This window comes from Roseovarius sp. MMSF_3281 (assembly GCF_030733685.1).
Lineage (GTDB): Bacteria > Pseudomonadota > Alphaproteobacteria > Rhodobacterales > Rhodobacteraceae > Roseovarius.
In genome coordinates, this window is record NZ_JASHIM010000001.1 from 271,484 (window position 1) to 289,147 (window position 17,664).

19 protein-coding genes are annotated in these 17,664 nt (G+C 61.2%); 10 read left to right on the forward strand and 9 right to left on the reverse strand.

Going from position 1 to position 17,664, the window contains the following annotated elements:
• Positions 1–117: 117 nt before the first annotated feature.
• The 6 genes from cysG to RBB32_RS01670 all read left to right on the forward strand — a co-directional run bounded on the left by cysG (position 118) and on the right by RBB32_RS01670 (position 5,529).
• Positions 118–1,512, forward strand: a complete 1,395-nt coding sequence (gene cysG, locus RBB32_RS01645; protein ID WP_306150926.1) for a siroheme synthase CysG — start codon at positions 118–120, stop codon at positions 1,510–1,512.
• Between the two features lies 1 nt (position 1,513).
• Positions 1,514–1,822, forward strand: a complete 309-nt coding sequence (locus RBB32_RS01650; protein ID WP_306150927.1) for a DUF2849 domain-containing protein — start codon at positions 1,514–1,516, stop codon at positions 1,820–1,822.
• Entirely contained in the window at positions 1,815–3,482 is a 1,668-nt protein-coding gene (locus RBB32_RS01655) for a nitrite/sulfite reductase (protein WP_306150928.1), read from the forward strand. Before RBB32_RS01650 ends, RBB32_RS01655 begins: the two co-directional genes overlap by 8 nt.
• On the forward strand, positions 3,469–4,203 hold the full coding sequence (locus RBB32_RS01660; protein WP_306150929.1) for a phosphoadenylyl-sulfate reductase: 735 nt from the start codon (positions 3,469–3,471) through the stop codon (positions 4,201–4,203). The genes RBB32_RS01655 and RBB32_RS01660 overlap by 14 nt, the downstream gene beginning before the upstream one ends.
• Positions 4,200–4,604 (forward strand): DUF934 domain-containing protein, encoded by a 405-nt coding sequence (locus RBB32_RS01665; protein ID WP_306150930.1) that lies wholly within the window; start codon positions 4,200–4,202, stop codon positions 4,602–4,604. The genes RBB32_RS01660 and RBB32_RS01665 overlap by 4 nt, the downstream gene beginning before the upstream one ends.
• Before the next feature lie 70 nt (positions 4,605–4,674).
• Positions 4,675–5,529: a ferredoxin--NADP reductase gene (locus tag RBB32_RS01670; RefSeq protein ID WP_306150931.1), complete on the forward strand. Its 855-nt coding sequence runs from the start codon at positions 4,675–4,677 to the stop codon at positions 5,527–5,529.
• A gap of 73 nt (positions 5,530–5,602) precedes the next feature.
• Here RBB32_RS01670 and RBB32_RS01675 read toward each other — a convergent pair whose 3' ends face one another.
• Positions 5,603–6,607, reverse strand: a complete 1,005-nt coding sequence (locus tag RBB32_RS01675; RefSeq protein WP_306150932.1) for a translation initiation factor 3 — start codon at positions 6,605–6,607, stop codon at positions 5,603–5,605.
• A 206-nt stretch (positions 6,608–6,813) separates the two neighbouring features.
• Between RBB32_RS01675 and infC the strand changes: the two genes are divergently transcribed.
• Positions 6,814–7,359, forward strand: a complete 546-nt coding sequence (infC, locus tag RBB32_RS01680; RefSeq protein ID WP_306151147.1) for a translation initiation factor IF-3 — start codon at positions 6,814–6,816, stop codon at positions 7,357–7,359.
• Between the two features lie 122 nt (positions 7,360–7,481).
• Positions 7,482–8,105, forward strand: a complete 624-nt coding sequence (locus RBB32_RS01685) for a cyclopropane-fatty-acyl-phospholipid synthase family protein (protein ID WP_306150933.1) — start codon at positions 7,482–7,484, stop codon at positions 8,103–8,105.
• A 167-nt stretch (positions 8,106–8,272) separates the two neighbouring features.
• Here RBB32_RS01685 and RBB32_RS01690 read toward each other — a convergent pair whose 3' ends face one another.
• The 5 genes from RBB32_RS01690 to trkA all read right to left on the reverse strand — a co-directional run bounded on the left by RBB32_RS01690 (position 8,273) and on the right by trkA (position 14,066).
• Positions 8,273–9,199, reverse strand: a complete 927-nt coding sequence (locus RBB32_RS01690) for a HEPN domain-containing protein (RefSeq protein ID WP_306150934.1) — start codon at positions 9,197–9,199, stop codon at positions 8,273–8,275.
• Positions 9,200–9,511: 312 nt separating this feature from the next.
• A complete protein-coding gene (gene hflX, locus RBB32_RS01695; RefSeq protein WP_306150935.1) occupies positions 9,512–10,798 on the reverse strand; it encodes a GTPase HflX in 1,287 nt (428 codons plus the stop codon).
• Positions 10,795–11,034, reverse strand: a complete 240-nt coding sequence (hfq, locus tag RBB32_RS01700; protein ID WP_154148170.1) for an RNA chaperone Hfq — start codon at positions 11,032–11,034, stop codon at positions 10,795–10,797. Before hfq ends, hflX begins: the two co-directional genes overlap by 4 nt.
• A 131-nt stretch (positions 11,035–11,165) precedes the next feature.
• Complete coding sequence (locus tag RBB32_RS01705; RefSeq protein WP_306150936.1) at positions 11,166–12,686, reverse strand: TrkH family potassium uptake protein; 1,521 nt, start codon at positions 12,684–12,686, stop codon at positions 11,166–11,168.
• Positions 12,687–12,689: 3 nt separating this feature from the next.
• Positions 12,690–14,066, reverse strand: coding sequence for a Trk system potassium transporter TrkA (gene trkA, locus RBB32_RS01710; protein WP_306150937.1), 1,377 nt, complete (start codon positions 14,064–14,066; stop codon positions 12,690–12,692).
• 101 nt (positions 14,067–14,167) lie between these two features.
• On the opposite strand from trkA, the gene RBB32_RS01715 reads away from it, so the two are divergent.
• Positions 14,168–14,659 (forward strand): hypothetical protein, encoded by a 492-nt coding sequence (locus tag RBB32_RS01715; protein WP_306150938.1) that lies wholly within the window; start codon positions 14,168–14,170, stop codon positions 14,657–14,659.
• Positions 14,660–14,699: 40 nt separating this feature from the next.
• Here the strand turns inward: RBB32_RS01715 and RBB32_RS01720 are convergent, their stop codons facing one another.
• Together RBB32_RS01720 and RBB32_RS01725 are read right to left on the reverse strand one after the other, a co-directional pair.
• Positions 14,700–15,101: a group 1 truncated hemoglobin gene (locus tag RBB32_RS01720; RefSeq protein ID WP_306150939.1), complete on the reverse strand. Its 402-nt coding sequence runs from the start codon at positions 15,099–15,101 to the stop codon at positions 14,700–14,702.
• A gap of 45 nt (positions 15,102–15,146) precedes the next feature.
• Positions 15,147–15,368, reverse strand: coding sequence for a tautomerase family protein (locus RBB32_RS01725; RefSeq protein WP_306150940.1), 222 nt, complete (start codon positions 15,366–15,368; stop codon positions 15,147–15,149).
• Positions 15,369–15,554: 186 nt separating this feature from the next.
• On the opposite strand from RBB32_RS01725, the gene RBB32_RS01730 reads away from it, so the two are divergent.
• Positions 15,555–16,253, forward strand: a complete 699-nt coding sequence (locus tag RBB32_RS01730; RefSeq protein WP_306150941.1) for a helix-turn-helix domain-containing protein — start codon at positions 15,555–15,557, stop codon at positions 16,251–16,253.
• Here the strand turns inward: RBB32_RS01730 and RBB32_RS01735 are convergent, their stop codons facing one another.
• Positions 16,254–17,663, reverse strand: a complete 1,410-nt coding sequence (locus RBB32_RS01735; RefSeq protein WP_306150942.1) for a sigma-54 dependent transcriptional regulator — start codon at positions 17,661–17,663, stop codon at positions 16,254–16,256. It lies immediately after the preceding gene.
• Position 17,664 lies beyond the last annotated feature (1 nt).

Consider the following 17,664-nt stretch of genomic DNA (forward strand, 5'->3'; position numbering starts at 1 on the left):
CCCCGCCGGCATCAGCACCATTAGAACGTATGTTCTTAATTGCGCCAGCATATGGCATCAATGTGGGAATAAATTCTATATTAGCCCGAGAGTCAAACAGATCGCGGGGCCTGTCCCATGAAACATTTTCCCATCTTTCTGGCCGTCGAGGGCCGCGGCATCGTTCTGTCGGGCGGTGGTGACGCCGCGCTAGCCAAGCTGCGCCTGCTGCTCAAGACCGAAGGCCGTATCACGGTATTCGCCGCCTCGCCCGCGCCCGAGATCGAAAACTGGGCCGCCGAGGGCCGTTTGACCCTCAAGCGCCGCCCACTGGCACCCGGCGACACGCGCGACGCCGCGCTGTTTTATGCCGCCGACGAGGACGAGGCCGAGGATGCCCGCACGTCGGCCATTGCCCGCACCGACGGCGCCTTGGTCAATATCGTCGATAACCTGGAAGACAGCCAGTTCATCACCCCCGCCATCGTGGACCGTGACCCCGTCACCGTCGCCATCGGCACCGAGGGCGCGGCCCCGGTTCTGGCGCGATCCATCAAGGCAGACCTCGAGGCGCGCCTGCCCGCAACCCTTGGCAGGTTGGCCCGCATCGGCAAGGCCTTCCGCAAGGCGGTTGAGGTGCTGCCCATGGGCCGCCGCCGCCGCGATTTCTGGGCGGATTTCTATTTCAACGAAGGCCCTCGCGCCTTGGAGGATGGCGGAGAGGTGCAGGTCAACAACGCTCTGCAAACCCTTCTATCCAAATATGAAAACGCAAGTGACCGCGAGGGGCACGTGGCCTTCGTCGGGGCCGGTCCGGGCGACCCGGAGCTTTTGACCCTCAAGGCCCGCAAGGCGCTTGATGCGGCCGATGTGGTGATCCACGACCGCCTGGTCACGCCGGAAATCCTTGAACTCGCTCGCCGCGAGGCGGTGCTGGTCAACGCCGGCAAAGAGGGCTTCGGCCCTGCCATGACCCAAGAGGAAATCAACGCCCTCATCACCCACCACGCCGCGCAAGGCGCCCAAGTTGTGCGCCTCAAAGGCGGCGACCCAACGGTCTTTGGCCGCTTGGACGAAGAAATCGAGGCCGTCGAGGCCGCCGGCATCACATGGCACATCGTCCCTGGCATCACCGCCGCCTCGGCCAGTGTCGCCAGCATCGGCCAGAGCCTCACACAACGGGGTCGCAATGCCTCGGCGCGTATCCTGACGGGCCATGACATGAAGGGCTTTGCCGATCACGATTGGCAGGCGCTTGCCCGCCCCGGCGAGGTCGCCGCGATCTACATGGGCAAACGCGCCGCGCGCTTCATCCAAGGCCGCCTGATCATGCATGGCGCGGCGCGCGGCACCCCGGTGACCGTTATCGAAAACGCCTCGCGCCCCGATCAACGGGTGATTGGCACATCCCTCGATCAACTCTCGCAGGATCTTGATGCGGCCAAGGTCACCGGCCCGGCCCTCTTGGTCTATGGCCTTAACCCCCGGGCGGCCCAGGCCCAAATTTTGCATAACAAACAGGAGCTTGCCTGACATGCCCCGTGAATTCACCCCCAAGGTCGTGACCGCCAATGCCCTTGTCGAAGGCGATGTTGTTTACCTGACCGAAAACGATGAATGGACCCGCCATTTGTCCGAGGCCGAGGTCATCACCGATGAGGCCCACGCCCAGTTGCGGCAGCTTCAGGCCGAAACGGAAACCGAAACCGTCGTCGGTGTCTACCTCGCCGATGTCACGCCCGGTGCAACGGGCCCCGAACCCACCCACTTCCGCGAGGATTTTCGCCGCACCGGCCCCTCGAACTATCCCCATGGAAAACAGGCAGAGCTAACCGATGTATGATTATACCGACTTCGACGCGGCCTTCGTGGCCGAGCGTAACCGCCAATTCCGCGCACAGGTGGAACGCCGCCTCGCGGGTGCGCTGACCGAGGATGAGTTCAAGCCCCTGCGCCTGATGAACGGCCTCTACCTGCAACTGCACGCCTATATGCTGCGGGTGGCGATCCCTTATGGCACGCTCAACAGCCGCCAGATGCGCCAACTGGCTTATCTGGCCGAACGGTGGGACAAGGGCTATGGCCATTTCACCACCCGTCAGAACATCCAGTACAACTGGCCCAAGCTGCGCGATGTGCCCGATATGCTGGATGCCTTGGCCGAGGTGAACATGCACGCCATCCAGACCAGCGGGAACACCATCCGCAACGTCACCGCCGATCACTTCGCCGGGGCCGCCGCCGATGAATTGGCCGACCCGCGCCCGGTGGCCGAGCTGATCCGGCAGTGGTCGACCGACCACCCGGAATTCCAGTTCCTGCCCCGCAAGTTCAAGATCGCGGTGACAGGAAGCCCCAATGACCGCGCCGTGACCCGCGCGCATGACATCGGGCTTCAGATCACCGAACAAAACGGCGAGTTGGGCTATCGCGTCATCGTGGGCGGCGGTCTTGGCCGAACGCCGATGATCGGCAAGGTGCTGAATGACTTTGTGACCCAAGAAGATCTGCTGCCCTATCTTGAGGCCGTGGTCAGTGTTTGGAACCTTCTGGGCCGTCGCGACAACAAATATAAATCGCGCATCAAGATCACCGTGCATGAACACGGGATCGACGATATCCGCGCCCGTGTGGATGAACGCTTTGCGGTGATCCGCCCGACCTTCACCGGTGTCGACACGCAGCTTTTCAAGGAGATCAAAGCCGCCTTCGCCGCACCCGCCTTCAAGACCGCGCCGACCGCGCTGCACGACACCACCTATCAGACCGATCCGATCTATCGCGCATGGTGCGATACCAACCTCGCCACGCATCGCGCGCCGGGCTATGCCATCGTACAGATCAGCCTCAAGGCCCATGGCGCCACACCCGGCGATGCCACGGCCGAGCAGATGCGCGTCATGGCCGATCTGGCCGAATTCTATGGCCATGATGAGCTGCGTATCAGCCATGAGCAGAACGTGATCCTGCCGCATGTCCATAAATCCGACCTGCCCGCGATCCATGGCATCCTGAAACGCCATGGGCTGGCCACCGCCAATATCGGGCTGGTCTCGGATATCATTGCCTGCCCCGGCATGGATTACTGCGCGCTTGCCACGGCGCGGTCGATCCCGATTGCCCAACAGATTGCCACCCGGTTCGACGAGTTGAAGCTGGAACATGAGATCGGCGATCTGAAGATTAAAATCTCGGGCTGCATCAATGCCTGCGGGCATCACCACGTGGGTCACATCGGAATTTTGGGTCTCGACCGGGCGGGGGTGGAAAATTACCAGATCACCCTTGGCGGCGACCACACCGAAACAGCCGAAGTCGGTCAACGCACCGGCCCGGGCTTTTCGGCGGATGACATCATCCCGGCCATTGAACGCTTGGTCCAAGCCTACCTGACGCATCGCGACGGTTCGCAGGAAACTTTCCTGCAAACCTATCGCCGGCTTGGCATGGCCCCTTTCAAGGCTGCGCTCTATGACGAGGCACAGGCCTATGCCGCCGAATGATTTGAGCCAACGTGCCGAGGCGCTTAACGCGCGTTACCGGCATCACTCGGCCACCTCGGTGCTATCGCACACGTTGCGAGACCCGGAGGCAGGCGCGCTTGCGCTTGTCTCCAGCTTCGGGGCCGAGTCGGTGGTGCTGTTGCATATGGTGGCCGTCGCCAAGCCCGATACGCCGGTAATTTTCATCGACACACAGATGCTCTTTACCGAAACGCTGGTCTACCAACAGGAGGTTTGCGAACGTCTGGGCCTGTCCGATGTACGCGTGATCCGCGCCTCGGACGAGGCGCTTGAAACCACCGACCCGGCACAGACGTTGCACCGGCACGATACCGACGCCTGTTGCACCCTGCGCAAGACGGTGCCGTTGCAACGCGCTTTGCAAGGATTCGACGGCTGGATCACCGGGCGCAAACGCTTCCAGGGGGCCACCCGCGCCAGCCTTGATTTCTTCGAAGTCGAAGACGGCACAGACCGCCTCAAGGTCAATCCGCTGGCCCATTGGACGCCTGACGATATCCGCACCTACATGGAGGAAAACCGCCTGCCCAAACATCCGCTTGTGGCACGTGGCTACCCGTCCATCGGCTGCCAACCCTGTACCACGCCGGTTGCCCCCGGCGAAGACCCCCGCGCGGGCCGCTGGCCCGGGCAAGACAAAACCGAATGCGGCATCCATTTTGTGGATGGCAAAGTGACCCGCCAAGGAGAAAACGCATGAGTTACATCGTCACCGACAAGGGCTTTCAATCCGACGATTGGACAGCCCCCATCACCGCCCTTGAAGACGCCCGCGAAGGTCACGGCATTGACCTGCCCAGCAGTGCGGACCCCAACGAACTGGCCGGCCGCCTGCGGACTACCCCTTTGATTCGCGTGGATTTTCCCAGTTTCGCCGATGGTCGCGGCTTTACCATTGCCCGGCAATTGCGCCTGATGGGTTTCAAGGGGCGCCTGCGGGCGCGGGGCCATGTGATCGCCGACCAATACGCCATGGCCCGCCGCGCGGGCTTTGACGAGGTGGAAATCAGCGATGATCTGGCCACCCGCCAACCCGAGGATCAATGGCAATTCCGCGCCGATTGGCGCGCGCATGACTACCAAGCGCGCCTGCGCGGATAAACCGCCCTTCACCTGACCTAAATCAAAGATTACTCTGAGGTGTCGGTTTAATTCACCGGCAAGCGACACAATGAATGAGATCAGTAAAGTGACCGAAGCCGCGGCCAAATCTGTGCCCAAAACCCCCACCCTGCCCGATGCCCAGACCGTCACACAGGTCAAGCATTGGACAGACCGCTTGTTTTCCTTCCGGGTGACCCGACCCGCCTCGCTCCGATTCCGCTCGGGCGAGTTCGTGATGATCGGGTTGATGCAGACCGATGAAAAGACAGGCAAGCAAAAGCCTCTCCTGCGGGCCTATTCCATCGCCTCCCCCTCGTGGGACGAGGAGTTGGAGTTCTATTCGATCAAGGTGCAAGACGGCCCGCTTACCTCGCGCCTGCAGCACATCGAACCCGGCGATCAGATCATCCTGCGGCCCAAGCCCGTGGGCACCCTGGTGCATGACGCCCTTCTGCCCGGCAAACGCATCTGGTTCTTTGCCACCGGCACCGGCTTTGCGCCCTTCGCCTCGCTACTGCGCGATCCGCAGACCTATGAGGATTACGACGAGGTGATCATTACCCACACCTGCCGCGAAGTTGGCGAGTTGGAGTATGGCGCGCAATTGATCGAAGACATCCGCAGCGACGAGATGCTCGAAGAGCTTATCGGCGAAGGCTTCCATGAAAAGCTGCGCTACTATCCCACGACCACCCGCGAAGACAGCCCCAAGATGGGCCGCATCACCGACCTGATGCGCAAGGGCGAGGTGTTCGCGGATCTGGGTGTGGAACCGCTCAAGCCGGAAACCGACCGTGCCATGGTTTGTGGCAACCTTGCCTTCAACCTCGAGATCAAGGAAATGCTTGAGGAATACGGCCTGCGCGAGGGGGCCAATTCGGACCCCAAGGAATACGTCGTGGAAAAAGCCTTCCTCGACTAAACCCTTCTCCCGACAACGAAAAAACCCGCGCCAGTCACTGGCGCGGGTTTCTTTTTGGTCGCTAAGCTGTGGCTTACATACCCAGTGCGTCGCGCACCCGGCCCAGAACCTCTTGCAGCGCGTCGGGGTTCTCTTGCGCTTTCTCAAGCGATCCCTTCAGCAGGGTCTTTTGCATATCACCCAACTCCGAGTTGTCGATCATGTCGGATACTTTCGACATGTCGAACCCGTCAACGGTCAGCAACTCGGACATGCCGCCGGTGCTTTCCGCGGCAGCGTCGTTTGCCGCGTCGGTCGCGGTATCAGCAGCGTCCGAGGCGGCATCTTCCGTGGTTGTGTCCACGGCGTCCTCGGCCGCTTCTGCGCCTTCGGTCATGGTGTCGCTGGCGGCGTCTGCCGCACTGTCAACCGAGTCTTCGGTGGCTTCGGCCGCGTCGGTTGCGGCATCCGTTGTACTGTCCACGGCCTCTTCGGTGGCGTCGGCTGCGTCCGTCGCGGTCTCGGTGGCGGCATCCGTGGTGCTATCGACGGCCTCCTCGGTGGCTTCAGCCGCGTCATTCGCCGTTTCACTGGCTGCCTCGGTCGCCGTGTCAACCGCGTCCTCGGTTGCTTCGGCGGCATCCGACCCCATGTCGGTTACGGTATCGGCTGCCCCTTCAGCGGCCTCCGTCGCGGTATCAACCGCATCCGATGCAGCGTCGCTTGCCGCGTCGGCGGCTTCGCTGGCGGTATCCGCCGCTGCATCCGCTGCGTCACCGGCCGCTTCGGTGGCCGTGTCAACCGCATCGCTTGCCGCCTCTGTCGCGGTATCCACGGCATCGTCGGCCGCGTCCGCAGCGGCATCCGCCGCCTCGCCGGCCGCATCCGCCGCCTCGTCAACCGCATCGGCTACGGAGTCCGCGGCCCCGTCGACCGCATCACCGGCGGCATCGGCCGCATCGTTCAGGGCTTCGGGTGCTTCGACATCCTCTCCCCCGGTCACGGTCTCGGTCATCTCCTCAACGGATTTGCCCGTGAACAGCATGTAACCGCCAATCAGCACAACTGCGGCCAGAATGATCCACAACAGGTTTCTCATAGTCATAATCCCCTTGGTATAAAGGCCCACCCAATTAACCGGACCCCCGTTTCATATGGAATTACAGATGCCGACCTAAAAGAGAAGGTGCAAGGGGGAAACCGTTGGATTTCGGCTCAGATCAGCCGATTTTGCTGCTTGAAACACGGCCCCCGCGCGGTTACCTTTCGACTTCAACTTTTTACAACTATCGAAGGAACGAAGCCATAGCCCGCAGACCTCACAACGCGCCGCCCACGCGCGATACCGGCCCCCGCGTCAACGAAAAAATCCGCGCAGCAGAAATCCGGCTCATCGGGGCCGATGGCGACAACGTCGGCGTTGTCTCGCCGGAGCGGGCGATGGACATGGCGGAGGCGGCTGGGTTGGACCTGGTTGAGATTTCGCCGAATGCCAATCCGCCGGTCTGCAAGATCATGGACTATGGCAAGTACAAGTACGAACAGCAAAAACGCGAGTCCGAGGCGCGCAAGAAACAAAAGGTCATCGAGGTGAAGGAGGTGAAGTTCCGCCCCAACACCGACACGCATGACTATGACGTGAAAATGCGCAACGTCCTGAAATTCCTTGAAAAAGGCGACAAGGTAAAGGTTACCCTGCGGTTCCGTGGCCGTGAAATGGCGCACCAGGACCTGGGCCGTGAATTGCTCAATCGCGTGGCCGAGGACGTCAAGGAAGTCGGCAAGGTCGAGAACATGCCGAAGATGGAAGGCCGCCAGATGATCATGATCATCGGTCCCGTCGCCAAGTAATCCAAGACGTACATTTTGTACAAAATTCTTCGAGTTTTGTACATGAATCGCGGCCCATCCGGCGCGCTCTGTACAGACTGTACATAACCGCCCCTGGCGCCATCGGCCCGGGGGCGGTTTTCATGTCAAAAACACCAAGGGAGGCACAAATGTGGGAAGAGCGTTTCCAAACGCCGGACTACGTCTTCGGCACCGAACCGGCGGCCTTTTTGAAAGACCACGTGGAGCTTTTGGCCCCGACTGGCGCCACGGCCTTGTCCGTCGCCGATGGCGAGGGGCGCAATTCGGTGTTCATGGCCGAACAGGGGCTTGAGGTGACGGCCCTGGAATACGCACCCTCGGCGATCACGAAGGCCCGCAAACTGGCCCAGGCGAAAGGGGTCACCGTGGATTTCCACGAGGTGGATGTTCTCGCCCATGACTGGCCCGACACCTACGACATCGTCGCTGGCATATTCATTCAGTTCGTCGGACCAGACGCGCGCCCTGCCCTGTTCGACGGCATGAAGCAAAGCGTGAAGCCCGGTGGGCTGATCCTGCTGCACGGCTACACGCCCGAGCAGTTGACGCATGGCACCGGCGGCCCACCCTGCGCCGAGAACATGTATACCGAAGAGATGCTGCGCACCGAGTTCGCCGATTGGGAGATTTTGGAGTGCCGCGCCTATGAACGGCATATCGAAGAAGGCGAAGGCCACAAGGGCCAATCGGCGCTGATAGACCTGGTGGCGCGGAAGCTGCGTTGACGGTTGTGGTGGTCGTGCGACCCAAGGGGTCTTGAGCGGTCATTGACTGCTGTCAGCCCCAGAGCGGACCAACGGCCCGCGACGCGTATTGCGATAGCTGACCTTCACCGATCATGTCGCGATATGGGAAAATGCATGCGGAGCGTATAGCGACTGCAGCTAATGTATTACGCTGTTGTCTTTCTAGACTGATGATAGCCCGAATAACCAACTGTGCCGAGCTGGCCAACGAGCTTAAGACTAGATTTGTGGGCGTCGTAGGCTACTGAACGATCAATCGGTTCGTCATATCGAGCAGAAGAACGATACGGGATTTTTGGCAGCAGCGGTTCAAGATTGTCTATGCCTACAATTCCACAGTCAGTTCTCAGCTTTTTGAACAAACCATCCAGCCCGTGGACATAAGGTGCTTTTTTATCTGTGACTACAGCATAAAGCCCTTTCATGAACTTTTCGGCGACCTGATAAGACGAATATAAGGATTGACCATAGTCTGGCCTCTGAGCAGTCAAATGCAATGTCGCTGCTGCCCAATCCGCCTCTGCTCTGACGAACAATGGGTTAAATTTCATGAACCGCTTGAACGCGTCTCTCGCATTCAGCCCCAAATTATATAGCTCAACTACCTCGTTGATATCGTCATTGGTGAAGCGGTCGAGGCGAGCTTGAGTAATGCCTGTCAAATGGGCGCATGGGTTATATATTTCCGGACCATTCTGGCTTTTGCCTGAGGTGTCTGGCAAACTGCGACTTGGGGCCACTAAGCCACCAAAAATGATTGGAAGATTGCCTTCCCAAATATCACCATCAGCAATGATCGCGACACGAGCATTGGCAGATGGATCTAGTTTGAGACGGTCACCATAAAACTCTTGATACCATGATGAGATCCTCTGTGTGATCAAATCAGGAAAGCTATCTTTTTCAGGATCGTGCTCGTTAAGTGGAAAGAGCGGCAATCCGGGAAGGTCCAAAGCTTTTGCAACCTTCATAACAGCATGAATTTGCCGTGCATGTGGTGGAACATCGTCGGCTTGAAGTTCTCGATCCGCAGTTTCGATGATCGAGTTCAAATTCTCTGGCAAGTCACTCATACGTTATTCCCTTACCTGTATTTCAGAGCATGCTACACGAATGACAGCTATCGGAAAACGGACCATACTTTGCAAAGGTCACTATCTGCGCAAAGCCGCCATTCGCTCCCCGCGCGGAATCACGGGCCGCAGGCCCGCCGCGCATCGACGGGCCGCCCCCCGGCACGGCGATTGCGTTGGGCTTGGTGCGCCGCTGGGAGGTTACGCGCCAGTGTCCTGGATAAAGTGCTTTCGCTCAACGTGTGGTTCGCCGTACCGCGGCCCGTCGATGCGCGGCTTTGACACAGGCGGCTTGCAACGCGCCACCTGCCCCTAAAGCTGTTCGAACTGGGCCTGTTGCTTGGCGCTCCAGCGGACGGTGAGGGTGAAGCCTTCCTCGGTCTGCTGCTCGTCTTCCACCACGCCTTTTTCAAAAAGCCATGCGCGCTTGCGGCCTTCGTCGAAGCCAAGGGTCAGGGTGGTTTCATGGGTGGCTTCGGTGATGCCTTGGGTGATCGCCGCGATCAGCGGCTCCATCCCCTCGCCCGTCCAGGCCGAAAGCGCCTGCACGTGATCCTGCCGCGCGGCGCGGGTCAGTACCGCCTCGCGCCTGTCCGGGTCCAGCCGGTCGGTCTTGTTCCAGACCTCGATCTGCGGCGTATCCTCGGACACCCCGAGACTGTCCATGATGGCCTTCACATCCTCGGCCTGTTCCTCGGTTTCGGGATGCGAGATATCGCGCACATGCACGATCAGATCGGCGGCCAGCACTTCCTCAAGCGTGGCGCGGAAGGCGGCGACCAGTTCGGTGGGTAGATCGGAAATGAAGCCCACGGTATCGGACAGTATCACCTCGGGGCCACCACCGGGTAATTCGATGCGCCGCATGGTCGGGTCCAGCGTGGCAAACAGCATGTCCTTGGCCATGACCTTGGCCCCGGTCATCCGGTTGAACAGCGTCGATTTCCCGGCGTTGGTATAGCCCACGAGGGCGACGATGGGAAACGGCACCTTGGCGCGGGCCGAGCGGTGCAATTCACGGGTTTTGACCACCTTGTCGAGTTGCCGGCGCAGGCGTACCAGTTGTTCGTCGATGGCGCGGCGGTCGGCCTCGATCTGAGTTTCGCCGGGGCCACCGACAAAGCCAAGCCCGCCGCGTTGCCGTTCAAGGTGGGTCCAGGCGCGGACAAGCCGCGTGCGTTGATAGGACAGCGCGGCCATTTCCACCTGCAACACGCCTTCGCGGGTGGCGGCGCGTTCGCTGAAAATCTCGAGGATCAGGCCGGTGCGGTCCAGCAGCTTCACGCCAAGGGCCTTTTCAAGGTTGCGCTGCTGTACCGGGCTGACCGGCCCGTCGACCAGCACAAGGCCCACCTCGTGGGCTTCCAGCCGCGCCTTCAGTTCCTCAAGCTTGCCCTTGCCGAAAAGCATCCCCGGATGCGGCCGCGGCAGGCGCACGACCTCGCTGCCCACGACATCCAGGCCCGGCAGCGCATGCGCAAGCGAAATTGCCTCTTCCAGGGCAAGATCGGCATCGCGCGCCGCCTCGTGGCCGCGGATGTCGGGATGCAGCACCCATGCACGGGTGTCGTCGCGTTCCGTCGTCGTCGGGATCGTCAACCTTGGTCGTCGCCTTCATAAAGGCTGACCGGTTGCGAGGGCATGATGGTAGAGATCGCGTGCTTGTAGACAAGCTGCGATTGGCCGTCGCGCCGCAGAAGAATGCAGAAATTATCGAACCAGGTGATCACACCTTGCAGCTTGACACCGTTGATCAGGAAGATCGTTACCGGAATCTTGGTTTTGCGGACCTGATTGAGAAATGCGTCTTGAAGATTTTGTCGGTCGGATGCCATGGTGATACTAACCTTTGTTCTTGCGTTGGCCGCGGATCGGCACGGTCTCTCCCTCGGGCGGAGTATGAAGGGGTCGCGCGCGCATTTCCACCCCAAAAATCAATTCCTTGCGGGCCGTCAAATGGCAAGGGTCAATCCCGCCATAGGCCGGGATTTGCCAATGCGATGATGGCAAGGGTTTCAAGGCGCCCAAGGACCATGGCGGCACAAAGCACCAGCTTGGCGGCCGGGGTCATGGCCAGCAGATCAATCGGCGCTTCGGCGGCGGATTGCGTCAGCGGGCCGGTAGTGCTGAGCGCGGCGATGGACAGCACGATCGACTCCTGGAAGCTTTGCCCAAGACCGGCCAGCACGATCGTCACCAAGGCCAGCGACAGCGCGAACAGCATGAAGAAAATCCATGCGATAAAGGCCCCCTGGCGGCGCAACCGGCGGCTTCCGGAATTGGCGCGCCCCACCGACGATGGGTGAACAAGCCGCTCCATCTCGCGGCGGCCATTGAGGTAAAGCGCATAGACCCGCAACAGTTTCACCCCGCCCGCCGTGGTGGCCACACCGCCGCCCACCAAGGCCAGCCCAAGCAGGATCAGCCCCGGCGTGCCCAGACCCGACCAGCCGCGCGCGGCCTCCCACGCGGCGCTTTCAAAGCCGGTGGTCGACAGGAAGGACAGCACCGTGAACATGCCCCCCCACAGCGCGCCCACCGCTTCACCGATGTTTTCCATTTCGTCCACGTCGAAGGCGCCGATGAAATGCCGCGAGAACAGCAAAAGCGGCACGCCCAGCACCAACAGGATACCGATGCGGAATTCGGGATCGTCCCAAAGGCTTTGCCGCCCGGTTGTCAGGGTATCGGTTGAAAAGGTCAGCCGCGACAGCGCGAACAGCAAGAACAGGAAGATCACCACCTCGCCGCCATACCCGGCCGCGCCGTTATGGATACCGCCGATGGGGGAAATCCCGCTGGTGGCCATGGTCGACATGGCATGGATCAGCGCCACGAAGGCGCGTTCGCCGTTGATCATCATCAAAAGGCACAGGATCGCCGTCAGGCCAAGGTACATCGGCCCGAGCGTCGCACTGACCTGTTGCAGGCGCTTGATGGCGCTGGCCCGTTCGAAGCGTTGAAACCCGGTGGCCTCCTGCCCCGGTTCGGCGCTGGCGGTCACTTCGAACCCGCCCAGATTGAGCGGTGCAAGGATGGCCGACGCGGCGATCCAGATCATCAAGCCGCCGAACCAGCCCACCAATCCGCGCCAAAGATGCAGCGGTTCGGGGATTCGGCCGGGATTGTCGAAAAGCGTGGCCCCGGTTGTCGTCAGGCTTGAGACCATTTCGAAATAGGCATTCAGAAAACGGGTGGTCTCAAGCCCCTCGTAAAACGGCAAGGCCAAGAACAGCGGCAGCGCGGTATAGGCCAGGAAAAGCGCCCCGAGGTGTTGGATATCGGTGGTGTTTTCCCTGTCTCGCCCGGATATGGCCAAGCCGATGATCGCCACGCAAGCCAGCCCCAGAACGCTTGAATAGAAGAACGCCCGGGCGACACTGTGATCGTCCAGCATCAGGGCATGCACGGCGGGCAAAAGCATGGCCAGCGCGGCAAGCCCGGCCAGCACAAGGATCAACGGAAAGGTGAGCAACCGGGCGATCATGGCTCAGAAAAAATCAATCGAGACCTGAAGCAATTGCTCCACCCGGCCCACGTCGGCGGCCAGCGCAAACAGGACCACCACATCGCCCGCCTCGATCTTCAGACCGCCGGTCGGCTTGCGGATGTCCGCGCCCTTGCGCACGGCCCCCACAAGAACGCCTTCGGGAAAGTCGATATCGCGGATCGCCTTGCCCGCGATCGAGGAGGTGGACATCACCTCGGCCTCGATCACCTCGGCCTCGGCATCGCCGATGGAATAGACCGATTTCACCCGCCCATGCCGGATGTGCCGCAAAATCGAACTGACGGTCGTGGCACGCGGATTGATATAGGCATCAATGCCCAGTGGCTCCATCAAGGCGGCCAGCGTCGGGTCATTGATCAGCGCGATGGCATAGGGGCAGCCCTCGGCCTTGGCGCGGACGGCGGACAGCATGTTGGTCTTGTCATCGTCGGTGACGCAAAGCACCGCATCGGCCCGGGCGATCCCGGCCTCTTTCAGCAGGCTGCTTTCCAAACCGTCGCCGTTCAACACGATGGTGCGTTCAAGCGCATCCGCCGCGCGTTCGGCACAGCGCCGGTCGCGTTCGATCACCTTGGTGCGGGTGCCGCTGCGGTGTTCTTCAAGGGATTTGGCCACCGCAAGGCCGATATTGCCGCCCCCCACCACGACCAGACGTTCCTGTTTGTCCTGGCTTTTGCCGAACACCTCAAGCGTGCGGGGGATGTCCTCACGCGGGGCGAAGACATAAGCCTCGTCACCGACGAAAAGCTGGTCGCCCGCCTCGGGGGCAAAAAGCCGCCCGTCGCGGCGAATGCCCAGAACCACGACCCGCAGGGTGGAAAACAGATCGCTCAATTGCCGCAAGGGGGTGTTGACGACCGGGCAATCGCCATCCAGCCGCAGGCCCATCAGTTGCGCGCGCCCGCCCATGAATTGCTCGGTATCGAAGGCCGCGGGGGCGGCCAGACGTTGCAGTGCGGCCTCGGCCACCTCGCGTTCGGGGCTGATCACCACGTCGATGGGCATGTGATCGCGGCGGTAAAGATCGGAATAGATCGCGTCGAGGTAGGATTGGCTGCGCAGCCGGGCGATCTTGCGCGGGATGGCAAAGACCGAATGCGCAACCTGGCAGGTGACCATGTTCACCTCGTCCGAATAGGTGGCCGCGATGATCATATCGGCATCGCGCGCCCCTGCCCGATCAAGAATGTCGGGATAGCTGGCAAAACCGGCCAAGCCCTGCACATCCAGCGTATCGGTGGCACGGCGCACCAGATCGGGGTTGTTATCCACGACCGTGACGTCGTTCTTTTCGCCCGACAGGTGGCGCGCGATTTGCCAGCCCACCTGACCGGCCCCGCAGATGATGACTTTCATCGGCCTCCAAGCCTCGTCTTGTCTCGAAACAGTTGCATGACAGGTTGGCTATGCTTGGTCAATTGGTTTGTCCTTGGGCGAATTTGCGGTAAAATACCCCCATGACAAAGGTTTCATCTTTTCGCACCGCGCCCGTTCTCGTGCTTTTCACCCTGTTGGCGGCCTGTGCGCCCCTGACGGTTTATTATAAGCAGGGGGCCTCGGTCGCGGCGATGGAGCAAACGCTGAACGATTGCAAGATAAGCGCCATTCGCAAGGTGCCGCCGCGTATCCTGACGCGTTATATCCCGCCGACAAGGGCGCCCTATACGCAGTGCGACGCCGATGGCAATTGCTATACCTATTACCGGATCACCTCGCCCGGGCGTCATGAACGCTATGACGCCAACGAGGATTTGCGCCGCCAGACAGAGCGGCTGTGCATGGCCGGGGCCGGATACGAGAAAGTCAGCATCAAGGAGTGCGACCCCAAGCAGGTTGAAAACGCCCGCCCGCTAAGCGCCACGCGCACCTTTCCGCCGCTGACCGAGGCCTCCTGCGCGGTGCGCCTGAAATCGGGCCGCTGGAAGATCGTGACACCGGGCGCGGAGTGACGGGCCCCGCAAGGCACGGCCCGCCCTTGGTGCGGCGCGGTTACTTGTGGACGATCTCGGCCTTCAACGATTGCAGTATTGCGTATACCTCGTCCCGCAGGGCCGCGTCATAGTTCAGCGCGGTCATGGTCGTCATGATGTCGTCGGCTGCCGCCTCGTATTCCTCGGGCGCGATATCCATGTCGCGATGCGCCTCGGCCATGCTGCGCCCACGGTAGGCATCGGGCCCGCCACTTCCTGCGGCGAAGAAATCGCAGGTGTGCTGCTTGATCTCTTCTACCCGCTCGGGGCGGTCTTCGTAGGGCAGGAAGCGTGCCTTGATGACCGGGTTGCGCATATGCGCGGCCACGGTGCCGTCGACGATCCGCCGGATTCCGGCGGCTCCACCAAGTTTTTCGAACAGGGTCACGGTGCTAAGGTCTTGCGCCAGTGATCGGGGCATTTCTTGCTCCTTTCCGGTAGGGCTGTTCTGGGGGATGCGACCCGGTCAGGCGGGCGCCGATTGCGCGGCCTTGACCGCCTTGGCGGTCATTGCCTTACCGCCGATGGCCCATTCGCCACTGGCAACCTCCTGCACCCTGACCCAGGTCACACCGCGCAGCGCCTCGCCCTCGATCTTGACCATGGCTTCGGTCACGTCGTGGATCATCTTTTGTTTCTGGCTGTCGTCAAAAACGCCCTCGATCAGTTGAATATCAACAAGTGGCATGGAATTCCTCCCTTGAATTCGGTTGGTTATTTGCTTCACCGGCATCGATCCGGTGCCAGTTCAGGCTGACATCTGGGGCAGGTTTCACACCAGTTCACGAAGTGAACCCCGGCGGTACATTATCTGAACTGGCCGCGGGCGGGGTTTGGATGGCACACTACCCCCACCCCGAGAAAGGAGGCCGGAATGACAAACGAAAGCTACAGGCAGTTCTGCCCCGTCGCCATGGCGGCCGAGGTTCTGTGTACCCGGTGGACGGTTATCGTGCTGCGCGAGTTGATCGCCGGCTCGACACGCTTCAACGAATTGCGCCGTGGCGTGCCGCGGATGTCGCCGGCCCTTCTGTCCAAGCGGCTGGGCGAACTGGAACAGGCCGGTATCGTCAAGCGCAGCCGCATCCCCGGCCCGCCCGAGATCGAGGCCTATTGCCTGACGCAGGCCGGGCGCGACCTGCAACCGGTGGTCGAAGCCATCGGCATGTGGGGCCAGAAATGGGTGGAGACCGAACCCTCGCTGGAAAACCTCGATCCCGAGCTTTTGATGTGGGACATGCGGCGCAACCTGAACACCGATCCGGTACCGCGCCGGCGCACGGTGATCGAGTTCATTTACCCAGAATTGCCCGAATCCCAACGCAAATGGTGGCTTATCGTGGAGCCGGACCGCACGGTGGACCTGTGCCATATCGACCCGGGATTCGATGTCGATCTTTACGCCACGGTCGACCTGCGCACGATGACGGAAATCTGGATGGGCCTGCGCAGTGTCGCCAACGCGGTGGACCGCGAAGCCCTTGTTCTGGTCGGGCCAAGGGCCCTGATCGACACCATGCAAAGCTGGCTGGGCCTTAGCCCCTTTGCGGCGCAGGACAAGCTGGCAGGGTGATCACCCTGCCGCGGTATTCTCATCCTCCACGACGGCTTTTGCCCCGGCCTTGGTGCCTGTCACGACGCCCAGGGACTTCAGCTTGCGGTGCAGCGCGCTGCGCTCCATCCCGACGAATTCCGCCGTGCGGCTGATATTGCCGCCAAAGCGGTTGATCTGGGTCATAAGGTATTCGCGTTCAAAGGCTTCGCGTGCTTCGCGCAGGGGCATGGTGGCCACGGCGCTGGACAAGACAACGCGGCCCTCATCCACAGGCCCGCCTTCGTTGTCGCCGGGCAATTCACGCGCCTCGATCTCGCCGCTGCTGTCGCCAAGGATCAACACCCGCTCGATCACGTTGCGCAGCTGCCGCACGTTGCCGGGCCAGTTCATTGTTTGCAAAAGCGCCGAGGCCTCATCGCTCAGGCCACGGTTTGGCAGGCCCTGCGTCCGGTGCAAACCGTCGATGAAATGCGCGGCCAGTGCGGGGATATCCTCGCGCCGTTCCTCAAGCCCGGGAACATCGATCGGCACCACGTTCAGGCGGTGAAACAGCTCGCGCCGGAAACGCTCGGCGGCAATTTCGGCCTCAAGATCGCGCGAGGTTGAGGAGATCACCCGCAAATCCACCTGCACCTTGCCGCTGCCGCCCACGCGCAGGAAGGTCTGATCGACAAGCACACGCAGAATCTTGGACTGCGTGCCAAGCGGCATGTCCGCCACTTCGTCGAAATACAGCACCCCGCCGTTGGCCTCTTCCAGAAGGCCGGGCTGCACGCCGTCTTCGCCCTCGCGTCCGAACAGCACCTCTTCCATGCGGTCGGGCTCCACGGCGGCACAGCTGACGGTGATAAAGGGCGCATCGGCGCGGTTCGAATTGGCGTGGATGTAACGTGCGGCCAATTCCTTGCCGCTGCCCGCTGGCCCCGACAGCATCACCCGCCCGTTGGATTTGGTCACCTTGTCCAACTGCCCGACAAGCATGCGGAAGGCCGAGCTTTCGCCCAGCATCTCGGTCGGGCCGGTTTCACGCCGCTTGAGTTGCTGGTTCTCGCGACGCAGGCGGCTGGTTTCCATGCCGCGCCGGATCACCACCATCAGTTGGTCGATGTTGAAAGGCTTCTCGATGAAATCATAAGCGCCCTGCTTGATCGCGGCGACGGCGATTTCGATATTGCCGTGCCCGGAAATGATCACCACCGGCACATCGGGGTAATCGCGCTTGACCGTCTTGAGGATGTCGATGCCGTCCATCTGGCTGTCTTTCAGCCAGATATCGAGGATCAAAAGCGCGGGCGGCGCATCGGCGAATTGCGCCATGCATTCGTCGGAATTGCCCGCAAGGCGGGTGCCGAACCCCTCGTCCTGCAAGATGTCCGCGATCAGTTCCCGGATGTCCCGTTCATCGTCGACAATCAGAATATCGCTCATG

What these genes read in the sequence shown, in the direction of transcription:
- RBB32_RS01720 (WP_306150939.1), bottom strand. Translation starts at nt 15,101, where the DNA reads ATGCCCCGATCACTGGCGCAAGACCTTAGCACCGTGACCCTGTTCGAA.
- RBB32_RS01650 (WP_306150927.1), top strand. Translation starts at nt 1,514, where the DNA reads ATGCCCCGTGAATTCACCCCCAAGGTCGTGACCGCCAATGCCCTTGTC.
- RBB32_RS01735 (WP_306150942.1), bottom strand. Translation starts at nt 17,663, where the DNA reads ATGAGCGATATTCTGATTGTCGACGATGAACGGGACATCCGGGAACTG.
- RBB32_RS01670 (WP_306150931.1), top strand. Translation starts at nt 4,675, where the DNA reads ATGAATGAGATCAGTAAAGTGACCGAAGCCGCGGCCAAATCTGTGCCC.
- RBB32_RS01660 (WP_306150929.1), top strand. Translation starts at nt 3,469, where the DNA reads ATGCCGCCGAATGATTTGAGCCAACGTGCCGAGGCGCTTAACGCGCGT.
- cysG (WP_306150926.1), top strand. Translation starts at nt 118, where the DNA reads ATGAAACATTTTCCCATCTTTCTGGCCGTCGAGGGCCGCGGCATCGTT.
- RBB32_RS01685 (WP_306150933.1), top strand. Translation starts at nt 7,482, where the DNA reads ATGTCAAAAACACCAAGGGAGGCACAAATGTGGGAAGAGCGTTTCCAA.
- RBB32_RS01665 (WP_306150930.1), top strand. Translation starts at nt 4,200, where the DNA reads ATGAGTTACATCGTCACCGACAAGGGCTTTCAATCCGACGATTGGACA.
- RBB32_RS01655 (WP_306150928.1), top strand. Translation starts at nt 1,815, where the DNA reads ATGTATGATTATACCGACTTCGACGCGGCCTTCGTGGCCGAGCGTAAC.
- RBB32_RS01675 (WP_306150932.1), bottom strand. Translation starts at nt 6,607, where the DNA reads ATGAGAAACCTGTTGTGGATCATTCTGGCCGCAGTTGTGCTGATTGGC.
- RBB32_RS01725 (WP_306150940.1), bottom strand. Translation starts at nt 15,368, where the DNA reads ATGCCACTTGTTGATATTCAACTGATCGAGGGCGTTTTTGACGACAGC.
- RBB32_RS01715 (WP_306150938.1), top strand. Translation starts at nt 14,168, where the DNA reads ATGACAAAGGTTTCATCTTTTCGCACCGCGCCCGTTCTCGTGCTTTTC.
- trkA (WP_306150937.1), bottom strand. Translation starts at nt 14,066, where the DNA reads ATGAAAGTCATCATCTGCGGGGCCGGTCAGGTGGGCTGGCAAATCGCG.
- RBB32_RS01690 (WP_306150934.1), bottom strand. Translation starts at nt 9,199, where the DNA reads ATGAGTGACTTGCCAGAGAATTTGAACTCGATCATCGAAACTGCGGAT.
- hfq (WP_154148170.1), bottom strand. Translation starts at nt 11,034, where the DNA reads ATGGCATCCGACCGACAAAATCTTCAAGACGCATTTCTCAATCAGGTC.
- RBB32_RS01730 (WP_306150941.1), top strand. Translation starts at nt 15,555, where the DNA reads ATGACAAACGAAAGCTACAGGCAGTTCTGCCCCGTCGCCATGGCGGCC.
- RBB32_RS01705 (WP_306150936.1), bottom strand. Translation starts at nt 12,686, where the DNA reads ATGATCGCCCGGTTGCTCACCTTTCCGTTGATCCTTGTGCTGGCCGGG.